At 61.3% G+C, this 16,016-nt stretch carries 14 protein-coding genes; all 14 read left to right on the top strand.

Going from position 1 to position 16,016, the window contains the following annotated elements; all coding sequences use genetic code 11:
- Nucleotides 1-2: 2 nt before the first annotated feature.
- The 14 genes from G5367_RS02500 (at nucleotide 3) to nuoN (ending at nucleotide 16,001) form a co-directional block, all read left to right on the top strand.
- Nucleotides 3-572 carry a DUF1566 domain-containing protein gene (locus G5367_RS02500; protein WP_270817114.1) on the top strand — a complete coding sequence of 190 codons (570 nt, stop codon included), beginning with the start codon at nucleotides 3-5 and terminating at the stop codon, nucleotides 570-572.
- 376 nt (nucleotides 573-948) lie between these two features.
- Nucleotides 949-1,353 (top strand): NADH-quinone oxidoreductase subunit A, encoded by a 405-nt coding sequence (locus G5367_RS02505; RefSeq protein WP_337072084.1) that lies wholly within the window; start codon nucleotides 949-951, stop codon nucleotides 1,351-1,353.
- 29 nt (nucleotides 1,354-1,382) lie between these two features.
- Nucleotides 1,383-2,057, top strand: a complete 675-nt coding sequence (locus tag G5367_RS02510) for a NuoB/complex I 20 kDa subunit family protein (protein WP_005344917.1) — start codon at nucleotides 1,383-1,385, stop codon at nucleotides 2,055-2,057.
- Nucleotides 2,058-2,059: 2 nt separating this feature from the next.
- Nucleotides 2,060-3,865: an NADH-quinone oxidoreductase subunit C/D gene (gene nuoC / locus G5367_RS02515; RefSeq protein WP_420924928.1), complete on the top strand. Its 1,806-nt coding sequence runs from the start codon at nucleotides 2,060-2,062 to the stop codon at nucleotides 3,863-3,865.
- A gap of 80 nt (nucleotides 3,866-3,945) precedes the next feature.
- Nucleotides 3,946-4,488, top strand: a complete 543-nt coding sequence (gene nuoE, locus G5367_RS02520) for an NADH-quinone oxidoreductase subunit NuoE (RefSeq protein WP_005337236.1) — start codon at nucleotides 3,946-3,948, stop codon at nucleotides 4,486-4,488.
- Nucleotides 4,485-5,870, top strand: a complete 1,386-nt coding sequence (gene nuoF, locus G5367_RS02525) for an NADH-quinone oxidoreductase subunit NuoF (protein WP_421243738.1) — start codon at nucleotides 4,485-4,487, stop codon at nucleotides 5,868-5,870. The genes nuoE and nuoF overlap by 4 nt, the downstream gene beginning before the upstream one ends.
- Nucleotides 5,871-5,911: 41 nt before the next feature.
- Nucleotides 5,912-8,668 carry an NADH-quinone oxidoreductase subunit NuoG gene (nuoG, locus tag G5367_RS02530; protein WP_421243739.1) on the top strand — a complete coding sequence of 919 codons (2,757 nt, stop codon included), beginning with the start codon at nucleotides 5,912-5,914 and terminating at the stop codon, nucleotides 8,666-8,668.
- Entirely contained in the window at nucleotides 8,665-9,633 is a 969-nt protein-coding gene (gene nuoH, locus G5367_RS02535) for an NADH-quinone oxidoreductase subunit NuoH (protein WP_005337244.1), read from the top strand. The genes nuoG and nuoH overlap by 4 nt, the downstream gene beginning before the upstream one ends.
- 10 nt (nucleotides 9,634-9,643) lie before the next feature.
- On the top strand, nucleotides 9,644-10,186 hold the full coding sequence (gene nuoI, locus G5367_RS02540; protein WP_005337245.1) for an NADH-quinone oxidoreductase subunit NuoI: 543 nt from the start codon (nucleotides 9,644-9,646) through the stop codon (nucleotides 10,184-10,186).
- Nucleotides 10,187-10,196: 10 nt separating this feature from the next.
- Complete coding sequence (gene nuoJ / locus G5367_RS02545) at nucleotides 10,197-10,748, top strand: NADH-quinone oxidoreductase subunit J (protein ID WP_005359828.1); 552 nt, start codon at nucleotides 10,197-10,199, stop codon at nucleotides 10,746-10,748.
- Nucleotides 10,745-11,053, top strand: coding sequence for an NADH-quinone oxidoreductase subunit NuoK (gene nuoK, locus G5367_RS02550; protein WP_005337247.1), 309 nt, complete (start codon nucleotides 10,745-10,747; stop codon nucleotides 11,051-11,053). The genes nuoJ and nuoK overlap by 4 nt, the downstream gene beginning before the upstream one ends.
- Nucleotides 11,050-12,897, top strand: coding sequence for an NADH-quinone oxidoreductase subunit L (gene nuoL / locus G5367_RS02555; protein WP_421243740.1), 1,848 nt, complete (start codon nucleotides 11,050-11,052; stop codon nucleotides 12,895-12,897). The genes nuoK and nuoL overlap by 4 nt, the downstream gene beginning before the upstream one ends.
- 99 nt (nucleotides 12,898-12,996) lie before the next feature.
- The gene (gene nuoM / locus G5367_RS02560; protein ID WP_421243741.1) at nucleotides 12,997-14,541 is read left to right on the top strand and encodes an NADH-quinone oxidoreductase subunit M; all 1,545 of its coding nucleotides are present in this window, start codon (nucleotides 12,997-12,999) and stop codon (nucleotides 14,539-14,541) included.
- Entirely contained in the window at nucleotides 14,538-16,001 is a 1,464-nt protein-coding gene (nuoN, locus tag G5367_RS02565; protein ID WP_421243742.1) for an NADH-quinone oxidoreductase subunit NuoN, read from the top strand. Before nuoM ends, nuoN begins: the two co-directional genes overlap by 4 nt.
- Nucleotides 16,002-16,016 lie beyond the last annotated feature (15 nt).

A 16,016-nucleotide genomic window follows, 5' to 3' on the forward strand; every position in this document is an offset into this window, starting at 1 on the left:
TCATGAGCCTTTATCGCTTTTCGTTCGCCATGCTGGCACTGATGGCCCCCCTGGCCCACGGTGCTGCCATCTGTGATGACACCATGGATCGCACCGCCCCCTCTGCCCGTTTTCTTGACCATGGCAACGGCACCGTCACGGATCAACAAACCGGCCTCACCTGGATGCGCTGCAAACTGGGACAGACATGGAGTGGCAGCAGTTGCCTGGGGGAACCGACCGTTTACTACTGGCAGCAGGGGCTGCAAGTGGCGGAGCGGATCCGCAGTGACAGCAGCCATGCTCTCTATCACTTCGGCGGTATCAGCCAGTGGCGCCTGCCCGACATCAAGGAGCTGGCGACCCTGGTCGAGCATGCCTGCTACAAGCCCTCTCTCAATGAAGCCATTTTCCCGCGCGCCATGGCGGGGGGCGGTAAAGAGGTCAATGAGGGTTATGTCTATCTGATGAGCAGCACGGTAACCTCCGCCAATGGTCAGCGGGCGTATCTGGATATTACCTCGGGAGATATCGGTCTTCGCTCCATTGGCGCCTACCCGGATCAGGTCTTGCTGGTCGCCAATAAACCCTGACCGCCCCACGCTCGAAACCGGAACGCGATGACAGGAGAGGCTTGAAAGCCTCTCTTTTTATTGCTCTTGCCGCCCCCTACCTCACCCGCCATCACGCTCTTCTCCCGCCTGTGCCCCCTGCCCGCGATACCGACCTGATCCTGCTCCGCACGCGACATACCCCTTTCAGGTGATGACGAGGTGCAGCTCTCTGCGCTTTCCAGGCCTTTCTCGCCCGCCATAACCAACAAAAAAGTGCGCTTCTTAACAAAATTTAATTACCAGTTAACCGATTAATAATTAACCCGTAAAAATGACATGTAAATCAGTGCGAAAGTGTCATAATGCGTAACATTATTGTTAAGTCGCTTGATTAATTTGGTTAGGAAAAACCTCTATGTTTGCTGATATTTCTGCTCAACATTGGGCTTTTGCCATTTATGTCATCGGTGCCATCACCATCTGTCTGGTGATGATAGGCCTTGCCGCCCTGCTGGGAGGTCGCGCCTACGGCCGCTCCAAGAACAAGCCATTTGAATCTGGTGTCGACTCGGTCGGCAGTGCCCGCCTGCGTTTTTCCGCCAAGTTCTATCTGGTCGCCATGTTCTTCGTCATCTTCGACGTCGAGGCGCTCTACCTCTTTGCCTGGTCTGTCTCCGTGCGGGAGAGCGGCTGGGTCGGCTTTATTGAAGCCACCATTTTCATCGGACTGCTGCTTATCGGCCTGATCTACCTCTGGCGCATCGGCGCACTGGACTGGTCACCGCGCAAACAGCAGTTGAACAACAAAAACAGTGATTGAACCACAGACCCTTTCCTTGAGGTTGCACCATGAAGTACACCCTGACCCGGATTGACCCGGATGCACCCGTTGAGCGCTACCCCCAGGAGCAGCGCCAGACCGTCGATGACCCACTGGCGCAAGAAGCGACGCGCGGCATCATGATGGGCCGCCTCGAGGAGGTGCTGCAAGACACAGTCAACTGGGGCCGCAAAAACTCCCTCTGGCCTTACAACTTCGGCATCTCCTGCTGCTACGTGGAGATGTGTACCGCCTTCACCTCCCCCCACGATGTGGCCCGCTTCGGCGCCGAAGTTATCCGCGCTTCGCCCCGTCAGGCCGATTTCATGGTGATTGCAGGGACCCCCTTCATCAAGATGGCGCCAGTCATCCAGCGCCTGTATGAACAGTTGCTCGAACCCAAGTGGGTGATCTCCATGGGGGCCTGTGCCAACTCCGGCGGCATGTATGACATCTATTCCGTGGTGCAGGGGGTAGACAAGTTCCTGCCGGTCGACGTCTACATTCCGGGTTGCCCGCCCCGTCCCGAAGCCTTTTTGCAAGCCCTGATGCTGCTGCAGGACTCCATCGGCAAAGAGCGCCGCCCCCTCTCCTGGGTAGTGGGCGATCAGGGGATCTACCGTCCCCAGATGCAGGCCGAAAAAGAGCGCAAGCGCGGCGAACGGATCAATGTGACCAACCTGCGCACGCCGGATGAGATCTGACCATGAAACTGACTCGTGATTTTCCCAGCAATTACGCCATGGCCCAGTGGCAGCCCAGCGACCACAAGGATGCCAAAGTCATTGGCGAACTGTTTGCCCACTTCGGGGCCGAGCACTTCACCGTGCAGACCACGCGCACCGGCGTGCCGGTGGTCTGGCTTCCCCGCAAACTGCTGCAGGATGTGATGGGCTTCTTGCGCAAGGTGCCCTCCCCGTTTGTGATGCTGTTTGATCTCAGCGCCACCGATGAGCGGCTGCGCAGCCATCGCGACGGTCTGCCCCAGAGCGATTTCACCGTCTTCTATCACCTCATCTCCATCGACCGTAACGCCGATGTGATGTTGAAAGTGGCGCTGGCCGAAAGTGACCTGCATCTGCCCACCATCACCAACCACTTCCCCAATGCCAACTGGTACGAGCGGGAAGTGTGGGATTTGATGGGCATCACCTTCGATGGCCACCCCCATCTGACCCGCATCATGATGCCCAAGAGCTGGCAGGGTCACCCGCTGCGCAAGGATTACCCGGCGCGCGCCACCGAATTCGATCCCTTCATGCTCGATGCCGCCAAACAGGACATGGAGCAGGAGAACCTGCTGTTCAAACCGGAAGAGTGGGGGCTGGCCCGCGGCAACGAGAATGAGGACTACATGTTCCTCAACCTCGGCCCCAACCACCCCTCGGCTCACGGCGCCTTCCGGTTGGTGTTGCAGCTCGATGGCGAAGAGATCCGCAACTGTGTGCCCGATATCGGCTATCACCATCGCGGTGCCGAGAAGATGGGCGAGCGCCAATCCTGGCACAGCTACATCCCCTATACCGACCGGGTCGAGTATCTGGGCGGGGTGATGAACAACCTCCCCTATGTGCTGGCGGTCGAGAAGCTGGCTGGCATCAAGGTGCCGCAGCGGGTCGATATGATCCGGGTGATGATGGCGGAGCTGTTCCGCATCCAGAGCCATCTCTTGTTCCTCGGTACCTATATCCAGGACGTGGGGGCCATGACCCCGGTCTTCTTTACCTTCACCGACCGGCAGAAGATCTACACCATCATCGAAGCGATCACCGGTGCCCGCATGCACCCGGCCTGGTTCCGTATCGGCGGTGTGGCCCACGACCTGCCGAAGGGATGGCAACGGCTGGTGCAGGACAACCTGCTGAGCTGGCTGCCCAAGCGGCTGATGGATTACGAAAAAGCGGCGATGCGCAACAGCATTCTGCGCGGTCGAACCATAGGCGTATCTGCCTACACCACCGAGCAGGCGTTGTCCTGGGGCACCACGGGGGCCGGATTGCGCGCCACCGGCCTTAACTTCGACATACGCAAGTGGCGCCCCTACTCCGGTTACGATCAGTTCGACTTTGAAGTGCCGGTCGGCAGCAATGGCGATGCCTACGACAGAGCTACCGTGCGGATCGAGGAGATCCGCCAGAGCATGTCGATCATCGAGCAATGCATGAAGAACATGCCGGAGGGTCCCTTCAAGGCGGATCACCCCCTCACCACGCCGCCGCCCAAAGAGCGCACGCTGCAGCACATCGAGACCCTGATCAACCACTTCCTGCAAGTGTCTTGGGGCCCGGTGATGCCCGCTGCCGAATCGTTCCAGATGATTGAGGCGACCAAGGGCGTCAACAGTTACTACCTGACCAGCGATGGCTCCACCATGAGCTACCGGACCCGGATCCGCACCCCGAGCTTTGCTCACCTGCAGCAGATCCCCTCGGTGATCAAGGGCAGCATGGTGTCGGACCTCATCGTCTATCTGGGCAGTATCGATTTTGTTATGTCGGATGTGGACCGTTAAGTGATCCGCCCTCCCGGCCATGGCCGGGAATCGGGATCGCCGGACGAGCAGTAAAAGGACAAGCCACCAAAGGTCAAGTCATGAGCCAGCAATGTCAGTGTCACAATAATCAGACCCCACAGGGGCAAGGGGCATGCAGCAGCAAGCAGGACGACTTCGTTCTGAGCCAGGCTGAACGCGATGCCATCGAACACGAGAAACACCACTACGAAGATCCCCGCGCCGCCAGCATCGAAGCGCTCAAGATCGTGCAGCAGGCCAGAGGCTGGGTACCCGACGGCGCCATTCACGCCATCGCGGCCGAGCTCGGCATTCCCGCCAGCGACGTGGAGGGGGTCGCCACCTTCTACAGCCAGATCTTCCGCCAGCCAGTAGGGCGTCACATCATCCGCGTCTGCGACAGCATGGTCTGCTACATCAATGGCCATGAAGATCTGCTGGCCGGTCTCAAGGAGGTGATGAACCTCGGCCCCGGTCAAACTACCCCGGATGGCCGCTTCACCCTGCTGCCGGTCTGCTGCCTTGGCAACTGCGACAAGGGGCCAGCCATCATGATCGATGACGATACCTATGGCGGCCTCGATCCGGTGACCTTGCTGAAAACCCTGGAGGCTTACCCATGAGCCTGCCGCAAAACAAGATCCTCGCCTCTCTTGGCACCGCCAACCGCACGGCCCGCACCGCCGAGACCCACCCGCTCACCTGGCGGCTGCGGGATGACGGCCAGCCGGTGTGGCTGGAGGAGTATCAGGCCAAACAGGGGTATGAAGCGGTGCGCAAGGCGCTCGGCCAGATGAGCCCGGACGAGATCGTCAGCACCGTCAAGGATGCCGGTCTCAAGGGGCGCGGCGGTGCGGGCTTCCCCACTGGTGTGAAGTGGGGGCTGATGCCCAAAGACGAGAGCATGAACATCCGTTACCTGCTCTGCAACGCCGACGAGATGGAGCCCAACACCTGGAAAGATCGCCTGCTGATGGAGCAACTGCCCCATCTGCTGATCGAGGGGATGATCATCAGTGCCCGGGCGCTCAAGGCCTATCGCGGCTATATCTTCCTGCGCGGCGAGTATGTGGATGCTGCCATCAACCTGCGCCGTGCGGTGGAAGAGGCCAAGGCCGCCGGTCTACTGGGCAAGAACATTCTGGGATCCGGTTTTGACTTCGAGCTGTTCGTCCACACCGGCGCCGGCCGCTACATCTGTGGTGAAGAGACGGCGTTGATCAATTCGCTGGAAGGGCGCCGCGCCAACCCGCGCGCCAAACCCCCCTTCCCCGCCGTCTCCGGCGTCTGGGGCAAACCCACCTGCGTCAACAACGTCGAAACCCTCTGCAACGTGCCCGCCATCATCGGCAACGGGGTCGCCTGGTATCACGGGCTGGCGCTGCCGGGCTCGGAAGATCACGGCACCAAGCTGATGGGCTTCTCCGGCAAGGTGAACAACCCCGGGGTCTGGGAGCTGCCCTTTGGCATCACCGCCCGCGAGCTGTTTGAAAATTACGCCGGCGGGATGAAGAGCGGCTATCGCCTGAAAGCCTGGCAACCGGGCGGCGCGGGCACCGGCTTCCTGCTGCCGGAGCACCTCGATGCCCAGATGTATACCGCCGGTATCGGCAAGGTCGGTACCCGGATGGGGACTGGCCTCGCCATGGCGGTGGATGACTCCATCAGCATGGTCTCCCTGCTGCGCAACATGGAGGAGTTCTTCGCCCGCGAGTCGTGTGGCTGGTGCACGCCCTGCCGCGACGGCCTGCCCTGGAGCGTCAAGCTGCTGCGGGCACTGGAGCGTGGCGAAGGGCAATCCGGCGATCTGGCGACCCTGGAGCAACTCTGCAGTTTCCTTGGCCCGGGCAAGACCTTCTGCGCCCACGCACCGGGCGCCGTCGAGCCGCTCGCCAGCGCCATCAAATATTTCCGCTCCGAATTCGAGGCCGGGCTCAAGGGAAGCGGTGACAACCGCAAGCCGGTCAAAGGGATCCAGCCCAATCTGCTGGGCGAGCGCTGGTAACGACACCACAGATTTCACAAAACAGGTTTCAGGGAAGTTGTATGGCAACCATTTATGTAGACGGCAAAGAGTACGAGGTAGACGGAGCAGATAACCTGCTGCAAGCCTGTCTGTCGCTGGGTCTGGACGTCCCCTATTTCTGCTGGCATCCGGCGCTGGGTAGCGTGGGAGCCTGCCGCCAGTGTGCGGTCAAACAGTATCAGAATGCCGATGACAAGCGCGGCCGTCTGGTCATGTCCTGCATGACCCCGGCCACCGATGGCAGCTACATCGCCATCGAAGATGAAGAGGCTAAAGAATTTCGCAAGAGCGTGGTGGAGTGGCTGATGACCAACCACCCCCACGACTGCCCGGTGTGTGAAGAGGGCGGCGCCTGCCACCTGCAGGATATGACGGTGATGACCGGCCACAACAGCCGTCGCTACCGCTTCACTAAACGCACCCACCAGAATCAGGAGCTGGGCCCCTTCATCGGTCACGAGATGAACCGCTGTATCGCCTGCTATCGCTGCGTCCGTTACTACAAGGATTATGCCGGTGGCGAGGATCTCGGGGTCTACGGTGCCCACGACAACGTCTATTTCGGGCGGGTCGAGGATGGCACCCTGGAGAGCGAATTTTCCGGCAACCTGGTGGAGGTCTGCCCCACCGGCGTCTTCACCGACAAGACCCACTCCGAGCGCTACAACCGCAAGTGGGACATGCAGTTTGCCCCCAGCATCTGCCAGCAATGCTCCGTGGGCTGCAACATCAGTCCGGGCGAGCGTTATGGCGAGCTGCGCCGGATTGAAAACCGCTTCCACGGCAGCGTCAACCACTACTTCCTCTGTGACCGTGGCCGCTTTGGCTATGGCTACGTCAATCTGGCGGACCGCCCGCGCCAACCGCTGCTCAAAGATGGCAACGACCAGCTGACCATCACGGTCGATGGCGCCCTCAACCGCGCCGCCGATGCCCTGCGCACGGCCTGCGGCCTCATCGGCATCGGCTCGCCCCGCGCCTCGCTGGAGAGCAACTTTGCCCTGCGCGAGCTGGTGGGCGAAGCCAACTTCTACGCAGGCGTCGAGCAGGCCGAGTGGGAATGCCAGCAGAAGATCCTGCAGATTTTGCAGCATGGCGGCGTATCAACACCAAGCCTGCGCGACATGGAAGAGGCCGACGCCATTCTGGTGCTCGGCGAAGATGTCACCATGAGCGCGGCTCGAATTGCACTGGCCCTGCGTCAAGCCGTCAAGGGCAAAGCCCGCGAGCTGGCCCGCAAGATGAAGGTCGACCTGTGGCAGGTTGCCGCGGTGCAGACTCTGGGTCAGAACGAGCGCTATCCGCTGCTCATCACCAGTCTCGACACCACCCGCCTTGACGATGTGGCGGCCGACAAGCTGCACGCCCCCTATGCCGATCAGGCGCGCCTTGGCTTTGCCATCGCCAACCTGCTCGACCCGGCCGCACCGGCCGTGAGCGACCTCTGCCCCGAACAGCAGGCACAAGCGGCTCGCTGGGCCGAGCTGCTCGGCAACGCCAGGAAGCCGCTCATCATTGCTGGCTCCAGTGCCCGCGATGTGGCGCTGCTTGAGGCGGCCAGCAACATTGCCCGCGCCCTGAAAGGCCGAGGTCTGGAAGCCAGCATCGCGCTGGTTGGCCAGGAGGCCAACTCGCTGGGGCTGGCCATGCTGGGCGCTCAAACCTTGTCAGACAAGCCACTCGAAGCCGCCCTTGCGCGTATCGAGGCCGAAGAGGGGTTGGCGCTGGTCACCCTGGAGAACGATCTTTACCGCCGCGCGCCGCGCAACCGGGTGGATGCTGCACTGGCACGGCTGCAGCACCTGCTGGTCATCGACCATCAGGCGACCCCGACCGCCAACAAGGCTGATCTGGTGCTGCCAGCGGCCAGTTTTGCCGAAGCCGATGGCACCCTGGTGAACATGGAAGGGCGCGCCCAGCGCTTCTTCCAGGTCTATGCGCCCGCCTTCTACAACGCCGATATTCAGGTGCGTGAAGGGTGGCGCTGGCTGGCGGCGCTGCAAGGGGTGATAGAACGCAAGCCGCTGCGCTGGCAGAACTTCGACCAGATCAACCATGACTGCGCCACCAGCAATCCGCTGCTGGCCACCATGCTGGAAGCTGCCCCCAATGCAGGCTTGCGGATCCGTGGCATGCGACTGGCCCGTGAGCCGCATCGTTACAGCGGTCGCACCTCCATGTTGGCGGATCAGAACGTCAGCGAGCCGCGGGTAGCGCAAGATCCCGACTCCCCCTTCAACTTCTCCATGGAAGGGTATGCCGGAGCCCGTCAGCCGCTGCCGCAAGTACCGTTCGCCTGGGCGCCGGGCTGGAACTCTCCCTCCGCCTGGAACAAGTTCCAGGATGAAGTGGGTGGCAAACTGCGTGCTGGCGATCCGGGTCGCCGTCTGTTGGAAGCAACAGACCCGCAGGCAGAAGGCAAGGAGCCGCTCGGTTGGTTCACCACCATCCCCGCCCCCTTCAAGGCCGCAGAGGCGCTGCAAGTGGTCAATTATGCCCAGCTGTTTGGCGGCGAGGAGCTCTCCGCTCGCAGCCCGGTTATTCAGGCCCGGATGAACGAACCCGAGCTGGTGCTCAATCCCCTTGATGCGCAGCGTCTGACCCTCCACGGGGGCAGTCAGGTCTCCTTCTCCTGGGGCGGTAACCACTGGCAACTGCGTCTGCGCCTGAGCGAGCAGCTGAGCGCCGGTCTGGTGGGGCTCCCCCTTGGGGTGAACGGCCTGCCGACGGCCCTGCAACAAGCCTCAATCACTAACCTGCAGGAGGTGATCGCATGAGCGAGTCGCTGATCGATCTGTTGCTGGAGGTGGGCAAGGCACTGATCGTGCTGGTGGGGATCGTAGGGGCTGGCGCCTTCATGAGCTTCATCGAGCGCCGTCTGCTGGCCCTGTGGCAGGATCGCTACGGCCCCAACCGGGTGGGGCCGTTTGGTCTGCTGCAGCTGGCCGCCGACATGATCAAGATGTTCTTCAAGGAGGACTGGATCCCGCCGTTCGCCGATCGCCGGATCTTTATCCTGGCCCCCATCATCGCCTTCACCGCCTTTATTCTGGCGTTTGCGGTGGTGCCCATCACCCCCACCTGGGGCGTGGCGGATCTCAATGTGGGGCTGCTCTACATCCTGGCCATCGCAGGGCTGGCGGTCTATGCGGTGCTGTTCGCCGGCTGGTCGAGCAACAACAAATACTCATTGCTTGGCAGCTTGCGCGCCTCGGCTCAGACCCTCTCCTACGAGGTGTTTCTCGGGCTCTCCCTGATGGGGATTGTGATCCAAACCGGCAGTTTCAACCTGCGGGATATCGTCGAGGCACAGGCAGACTTGTGGAACGTGGTGCCCCAGATTTTGGGCTTTGTCACCTTCCTGTTTGCCGGTGTCGCCGTCACCCACCGTCACCCGTTCGATCAGCCGGAAGCCGAGCAGGAGCTCGCCGACGGCTATCACATCGAGTATGCGGGGATGAAGTGGGGTCTCTTCTTCGTGGGCGAATATATCGGCATCGTGCTGATCTCCTCGCTCATCGTGACCCTCTTCTTCGGTGGCTGGCACGGCCCCTGGCTGCCCCCCTTCATCTGGTTTGCCCTGAAGACCGCCTGTTTCATGGTGTTCTTCATCCTGCTGCGGGCCTCCCTGCCTCGCCCGCGCTTTGACCAGGTGATGTCGTTTGGCTGGAAAGTCTGCTTGCCGCTGACCCTGATCAATATGCTGGTCACCGCGGCAGTTGTACTGATAAGTACGCAGTGAGGCACTCAATATGAAAATTGTTAGCATTATTCAGGGTGTCGGCACCCAGTTACGCAGTCTGGCCATGGTCTTCTCCCATGCCTGGCGGCCCCGTGAAACCCTCAACTATCCGGAGCAGGCAGTCTATGCGGCCCCCCGCTACCGCGGTCGCATCGTGCTGACCCGCGACCCCGACGGGGACGAGCGCTGCGTGGCCTGCAACCTCTGCGCAGTTGCCTGCCCGGTCGGCTGCATCTCGCTGCAAAAATCCGAGCGGGAAGATGGTCGCTGGTATCCGGAGTTCTTTCGCATCAACTTCTCTCGCTGCATCTTCTGCGGCCTGTGTGAAGAGGCTTGCCCCACCACCGCCATCCAGCTGACACCGGATTTCGAGATGGGTGAGTATCGCCGCCAGGATCTGGTGTACGAGAAGGAGGATCTGCTGATCAGCGGGCCCGGCAAATACCCGGACTACAACTTCTATCGCATGAGCGGGATGGCCATCGACGGTAAGCCGAAAGGGGATGCCGAAAACGAAGCCAAGCCCATCGATGTCAAGAGCCTGCTGCCCTGAGGAGTCAATCATGGAACTGGCATTTTATGCCTCGGCCCTGGTGGCCATTTACAGCACGCTGCGGGTGATCAGCACCAGCAATCCAATGCATGCGCTGCTCAATCTCATCATCTCCCTCATCGCCGTGGCCATGATCTTCTTCTGCCTGGGTGCCGCCTTTGCGGGCGCCCTGCAGGTGATCGTCTACGCCGGCGCCATCATGGTGCTGTTCGTGTTCGTGGTGATGATGCTGAACCTGGGGAGTGCCCAGGCACAGGAGAAAAAGTGGCTCACCCCCATGACCTGGGGGGGCCCAGCCCTGCTCTCGCTGATCCTGCTGGGCTTTCTGGCCCACGGCATTCTCGGGGTGACCGGGGGCCTGATCGGAGTGACCGAGGTGACCGCCAAGCAGGTAGGTGTCGAGCTCTTTGGCCCCTATGTGCTGGCGGTGGAGCTTGCCTCCATCCTGCTGCTGGCGGGTCTGGTAACCGCCTATCACCTGGGTCGGGAAGAGAAGAGCGGTGAAGTGCTCTCCGTCCCCCGCACAGCATCCCGCTCTGCACAAGAAGGAGGTCAGCAATGAATGGAATCCCTATGGAGCACGGCCTCCTGCTGGCCGCGGTGCTCTTCTGCATCGGCTTGTGCGGTCTGCTGATCCGCCGCAACCTGCTCTACATCCTGATGAGTATCGAGATCATGATGAATGCCTCGGCACTGGCGTTTGTGGTGGCGGGTAGCCGCTGGGCCCAGGCCGATGGCCAGATCATGTATATCTTGGTGATTTCTCTGGCGGCAGCGGAGGCCAGTATCGGCCTTGCCCTGTTACTGCTGCTCTATCGTCGTTACCACACCCTGAACGTGGACACTGTGAGTGAGATGCGCGGATGAGCCTCTTATATCTGACTTTTCTATTTCCGCTGCTGGGATGGCTGGTATTGGCCTTCTCCCTCGGCCGGTTTGGCGAGCGTACCTCGGCGCTGATCGGGGTGGGCTCCATTGGCCTGTCGGCCCTCACTACCCTGTGGGTGGGCATCGACTTTCTGGGCAACCCGCCCGAGGGGGGCGTCTATGTCCAGCGCCTGTGGCAATGGATGGCGGTGGGCAACTTTACCCCGAGCTTCTCGCTGGCACTGGATGGCCTGTCGCTGACCATGCTGGGGGTGGTGACCGGGGTGGGTTTCTTTATCCACCTGTTCGCCTCCTGGTATATGCGCGGTGAAGAGGGCTACTCCCGCTTCTTTACCTACACCAACCTCTTTATCGCCAGCATGCTGTTTCTGGTACTGGCCGATGACCTGCTGTTTGTCTACCTCGGCTGGGAAGGGGTAGGGCTGTGCAGCTATCTGCTGATCGGCTTCTACTACAAGGATCGCAACAACGGAGCGGCGGCCCTCAAGGCATTTGTCGTGACCCGGGTGGGTGATGTCTTCCTCGCCATCGGCCTGTTTATCCTCTATCGGGAACTGGGCACCCTCAATATCCACGAGCTGCTGGTTCGTGCCCCGACCCTGTTTGCCGAGGGCTCCCCTGCCCTGTCGCTGGCCTGCCTGATGCTCTTGGGCGGCGCAGTCGGCAAATCGGCCCAGCTGCCGCTGCAAACCTGGCTGGCGGATGCGATGGCAGGCCCGACCCCGGTCTCCGCGCTGATCCACGCCGCCACCATGGTGACCGCCGGTGTCTACCTGATTGCACGTACCCACGGCCTGTTCCTGCTGGCGCCAGAGATCCTCCATCTGGTCGGACTGGTTGGCGCCATCACGCTAGTGCTGGCAGGCTTTGCCGCGCTGGTTCAGACCGATATCAAGCGGATCCTCGCCTACTCCACCATGAGCCAGATTGGCTACATGTTTCTGGCACTGGGTGTCGGCGCATGGGAAGGGGCCATCTTCCACCTGATGACCCACGCCTTCTTCAAGGCGCTGCTGTTCCTCTCCGCCGGTGCCGTTATCGTTGCCTGCCACCATGAGCAGAACATCTTCAAGATGGGTGGCCTGCGCAAGAGTTTGCCGCTGGTCTATGCCTGCTTCCTGGTGGGGGGCTCGGCGCTGGCGGCGTTGCCGCTGGTCACTTCCGGTTTCTACAGTAAGGACGCCATCCTGTGGCAAGTAGAAGCCTCTGGCCAAAGCGCGCTGCTGTGGGCAGGTCTGGTAGGGGCATTCCTCACCTCGCTCTATACCTTCCGGCTGATCTTTATCGCCTTCCATGGCAAAGAGCAGACCAAAGCCCACGCTGGTCACGGTCTGGCTCACCATCTGCCGCTGCTGGTGCTGCTGGTGCTTTCTACCGGCATAGGCGCGCTGATCACCCCGCCACTGGCAGGTGTACTGCCCGCAGGCCCGGGGGACCATATCGAAGAGGGTCGCCATGCACTGGAGGTAGCCTCCGGCATCATCGCCATTGCGGGCATCACGCTGGCCGCGTTTCTGTTCCTTGGTGAGCGCCGTCTGGCCACCGCCATTGCCAACAGCGCGCCAGGCCATCTGCTCAGCACCCTCTGGTTCAACGCCTGGGGCTTTGACTGGCTCTATGACCAGCTGTGGGTCAAACCCTATCTGCTGGCGACCCGGCTGCTGGCCCGCGACCCGCTGGACTGGATGATGGGCCTGCCCGCTTGGTTCGCACTGCGTGGCAACCAGTTGCTGGCCTGGACAGTCACCGGCAAGTTGCGCTGGTATGCCGCTTCCATGGGGATCGGTGCCGCACTGGTACTGGCACTGCTGCTACTGGGGTAAACGCGATGAACAACACGAAAATCGTACAGCCGGGCTATTTGCTCTCCCTGATGGAACAGGGAGCGCAATCTCATATGAACTTGAACGAGAGCTGATACCGTGACCTTACTCTGGATCTTGCTAATTCCTTTTATCGGCGGCTTGCTCTGCTGGCAGATGGAGCGTCTCGGCGGGCAGTTTGTCCGCTGGGTAGCCCTGCTCTCCATGAGCGCCAGCCTGCTGCTCTCCTGTGCCATCTGGCTAAGTGGAGACTTCTCCCTTGCCACGACCGGCCTCGACAGCGCGGGCGTCTCCGGTGCTGCCTCCGCCTGGGCCGCCGAGTGGCGCCTGCCGTGGATCCCGCGCTTTGGCATCTCTTTGCATCTCGCGGTGGATGGCCTGTCGCTCTTGATGGTGATCCTCACCTGCTTTATCGGGGTACTGGCCATTCTCTGTTCGTGGAAAGAGATCGTGCAGCGCATCGGCTTCTTCCACCTCAACCTGCTCTGGATCCTGGGCGGCGTGCTCGGGGTCTTTATGGCGCTGGACCTGTTCCTCTTCTTCTTCTTCTGGGAGATGATGCTGGTCCCCATGTACTTCCTGATTGCGCTCTGGGGCCATTCGGTCACTGACGGCAAATCACGGATCAACGCCGCAACCAAGTTCTTTATCTACACCCAGGTGAGCGGCCTTATCATGCTGGTGGCCATCATCGGGCTGGTGCTGACCCACCAGCATGCCACCGGAGTCTTCACCTTCAACTATCTGGAGCTGCTCAATACCCCGATGAGCAAGGGCGTTCAGTGGCTGCTGATGCTGGGATTCTTTATCGCCTTCGCGGTCAAGATGCCGCTGGTACCGCTGCACGGCTGGCTGCCGGATGCCCACAGTCAGGCGCCGACCGCAGGTTCGGTGGATCTCGCCGGTATTTTGCTCAAAACCGCCGCCTACGGTCTGCTGCGCTTTGCCTTGCCGCTCTTCCCCGAAGCGTCCGCCGAATTTGCCCCCTACGCCATGGTGCTTGGCCTGATCGGTATCGTCTACGGTGCCATCGTGGCCTTTGCCCAGACCGACATCAAACGGCTGGTAGCCTACACCAGCATCTCCCACATGGGTTTTGTGATGATCGCTATCTACTCGGGTAGCGAGCTGGCCCTGCAGGGCGCCGTGGTGCAGATGATCGCCCACGGTCTCTCCGCTGCCGGCCTCTTTATCCTCTGCGGTCAGCTCTACGAGCGGTTGCACACCCGGGATCTGCGCCAGATGGGCGGCCTGTGGGGACGCCTGCGCTATCTGCCCGGCGTGATGCTCTTCTTCTCGGTAGCATCGCTCGGCATGCCGGGCACCGGCAACTTTGTCGGCGAGTTCCTGATCCTGGTCGGCAGCTTCCAGGTTGCCCCTGTCATCACGGCAGTCGCCACCTTCGGTCTGGTACTGGCCTCTGTCTACTCCCTCATCATGTTGCAGCGCGCCTGCTTTGGCCCCGCCAAGGATGAGAGCATGCTCAAGGGGCTGGATCGCCGCGAGCTGACCATGATGATGGTGATCGCGAGCCTGCTGGTTCTGCTTGGCCTCTATCCCCAACCCGTGATTGACACCGCCAGCAGCAGCCTTATCAACGTGCTGCACTGGTATCTGCTGCCGACTGCTGGAGCCCTGCAATGACTTTCTCCGCTTCCCAACTGCTGGCACTGCTTCCCCTGCTGTTGACCACCGGGGCCATGGCGGCCCTGATGCTGGCCATCGCCTGGCGCCGCTGTGTCACCACCGCCTTTACCGTGACCATTGTTGGCCTCAACCTTGCTCTGTTCTCGCTGCCCATCGTGATGGCGCAAGGGGATCAGGGGGTCACCCCGCTGCTGCAAGTGGACAGTTACGCCGTCTTCTATATGGGACTGGTGCTCATCGGCGCCCTGGCTACCTGTACCTTCGGTCAATCTTGGCTGAAAACCTACCCGGACAACCGGGAAGAGTTCTTCCTGCTGCTGCTGATCGCCACCGCTGGTGGTCTGGTGCTGGCCTGCTCCCGTCACCTCGCCTCTCTCTTTATCGGGATCGAGATGCTGACCCTGCCGATGTTCGGTCTGGTGGGTTACGCCTACCGCGAGCGCCACTCGCTGGAAGCCGCGGTGAAATACATGGTGCTCTCTGCCGCCGCCACCGCCTTCCTGTTGTTTGGCATGGCGCTGCTCTATGCGCAGGCAGGCAGCCTGAGCTTTGCAGCCCTGGGGCAGACCCTGGCCGAGAGCCCGGCTCACCACCCGCTGCTGATGGGCGGTTTGGGGTTAATGCTGGTCGGCTTTGCCTTTAAACTCTCCCTGGCCCCCTTCCACCTCTGGACCCCGGATGTCTACGAAGGTGCCCCGGCACCGGTCGCCACCTTCCTCGCCACCGTCAGCAAGGTGGCGGTCTTTGCCGTGCTGCTGCGTTTCTATCTGGCGGTACCGGCGGCGAGCGATCCCATGATCCACTGGCTGCTGGCAGCCATGGCGGTCATCTCCATCCTGGTCGGCAACCTGCTGGCCCTGGTGCAGACCAACGTCAAACGGATGCTGGGTTACTCCTCCATCTCCCACTTCGGCTACCTGCTGGCGGTGATCGTGGCGAGCCGATTCGGCCAGATGCCGGTGGAAGCAGCCGGGGTCTACCTGCTGATGTATCTGTTCACCAGCCTGGGTGCCTTTGGGGTGGTGAGCATGATGTCGAGCCCCTATCGCGGCAAGGATGCAGACTCCCTGCACAGCTATCGCGGCTTGTTCTGGAAGCGTCCTTACCTCACAGCCGTGCTGACGGTGATGATGCTCTCCTTGGCGGGCATCCCGATGACCCTCGGCTTTATCGGCAAGTTCTACCTCATCGGCGTCACCGTCGAGGCGCAGCTCTGGTGGCTCTCCGGTGCCATCGTGCTCGGCAGCGCACTGGGTCTCTACTACTACCTCAAGGTGATGGTAACCCTATATCTGCGCGAACCGGGTATGCAGCAGCGGGATGCCAGCGCCGACTGGGCACTCTCCTCCGGTGGCGTGGTGGTACTGCTCTCTGCCGCACTGGTGGTCTTGCTCGGCCTCTACCCACAACCCGTCATCTCTCTGGTACAGGGTTTCCAGAACGTGGTACTGCAGTAATATCAAACAACCTCT

It is taken from the genome of Aeromonas sp. 604282, assembly GCF_049170575.1.
GTDB lineage: Bacteria > Pseudomonadota > Gammaproteobacteria > Enterobacterales > Aeromonadaceae > Aeromonas > Aeromonas veronii_A.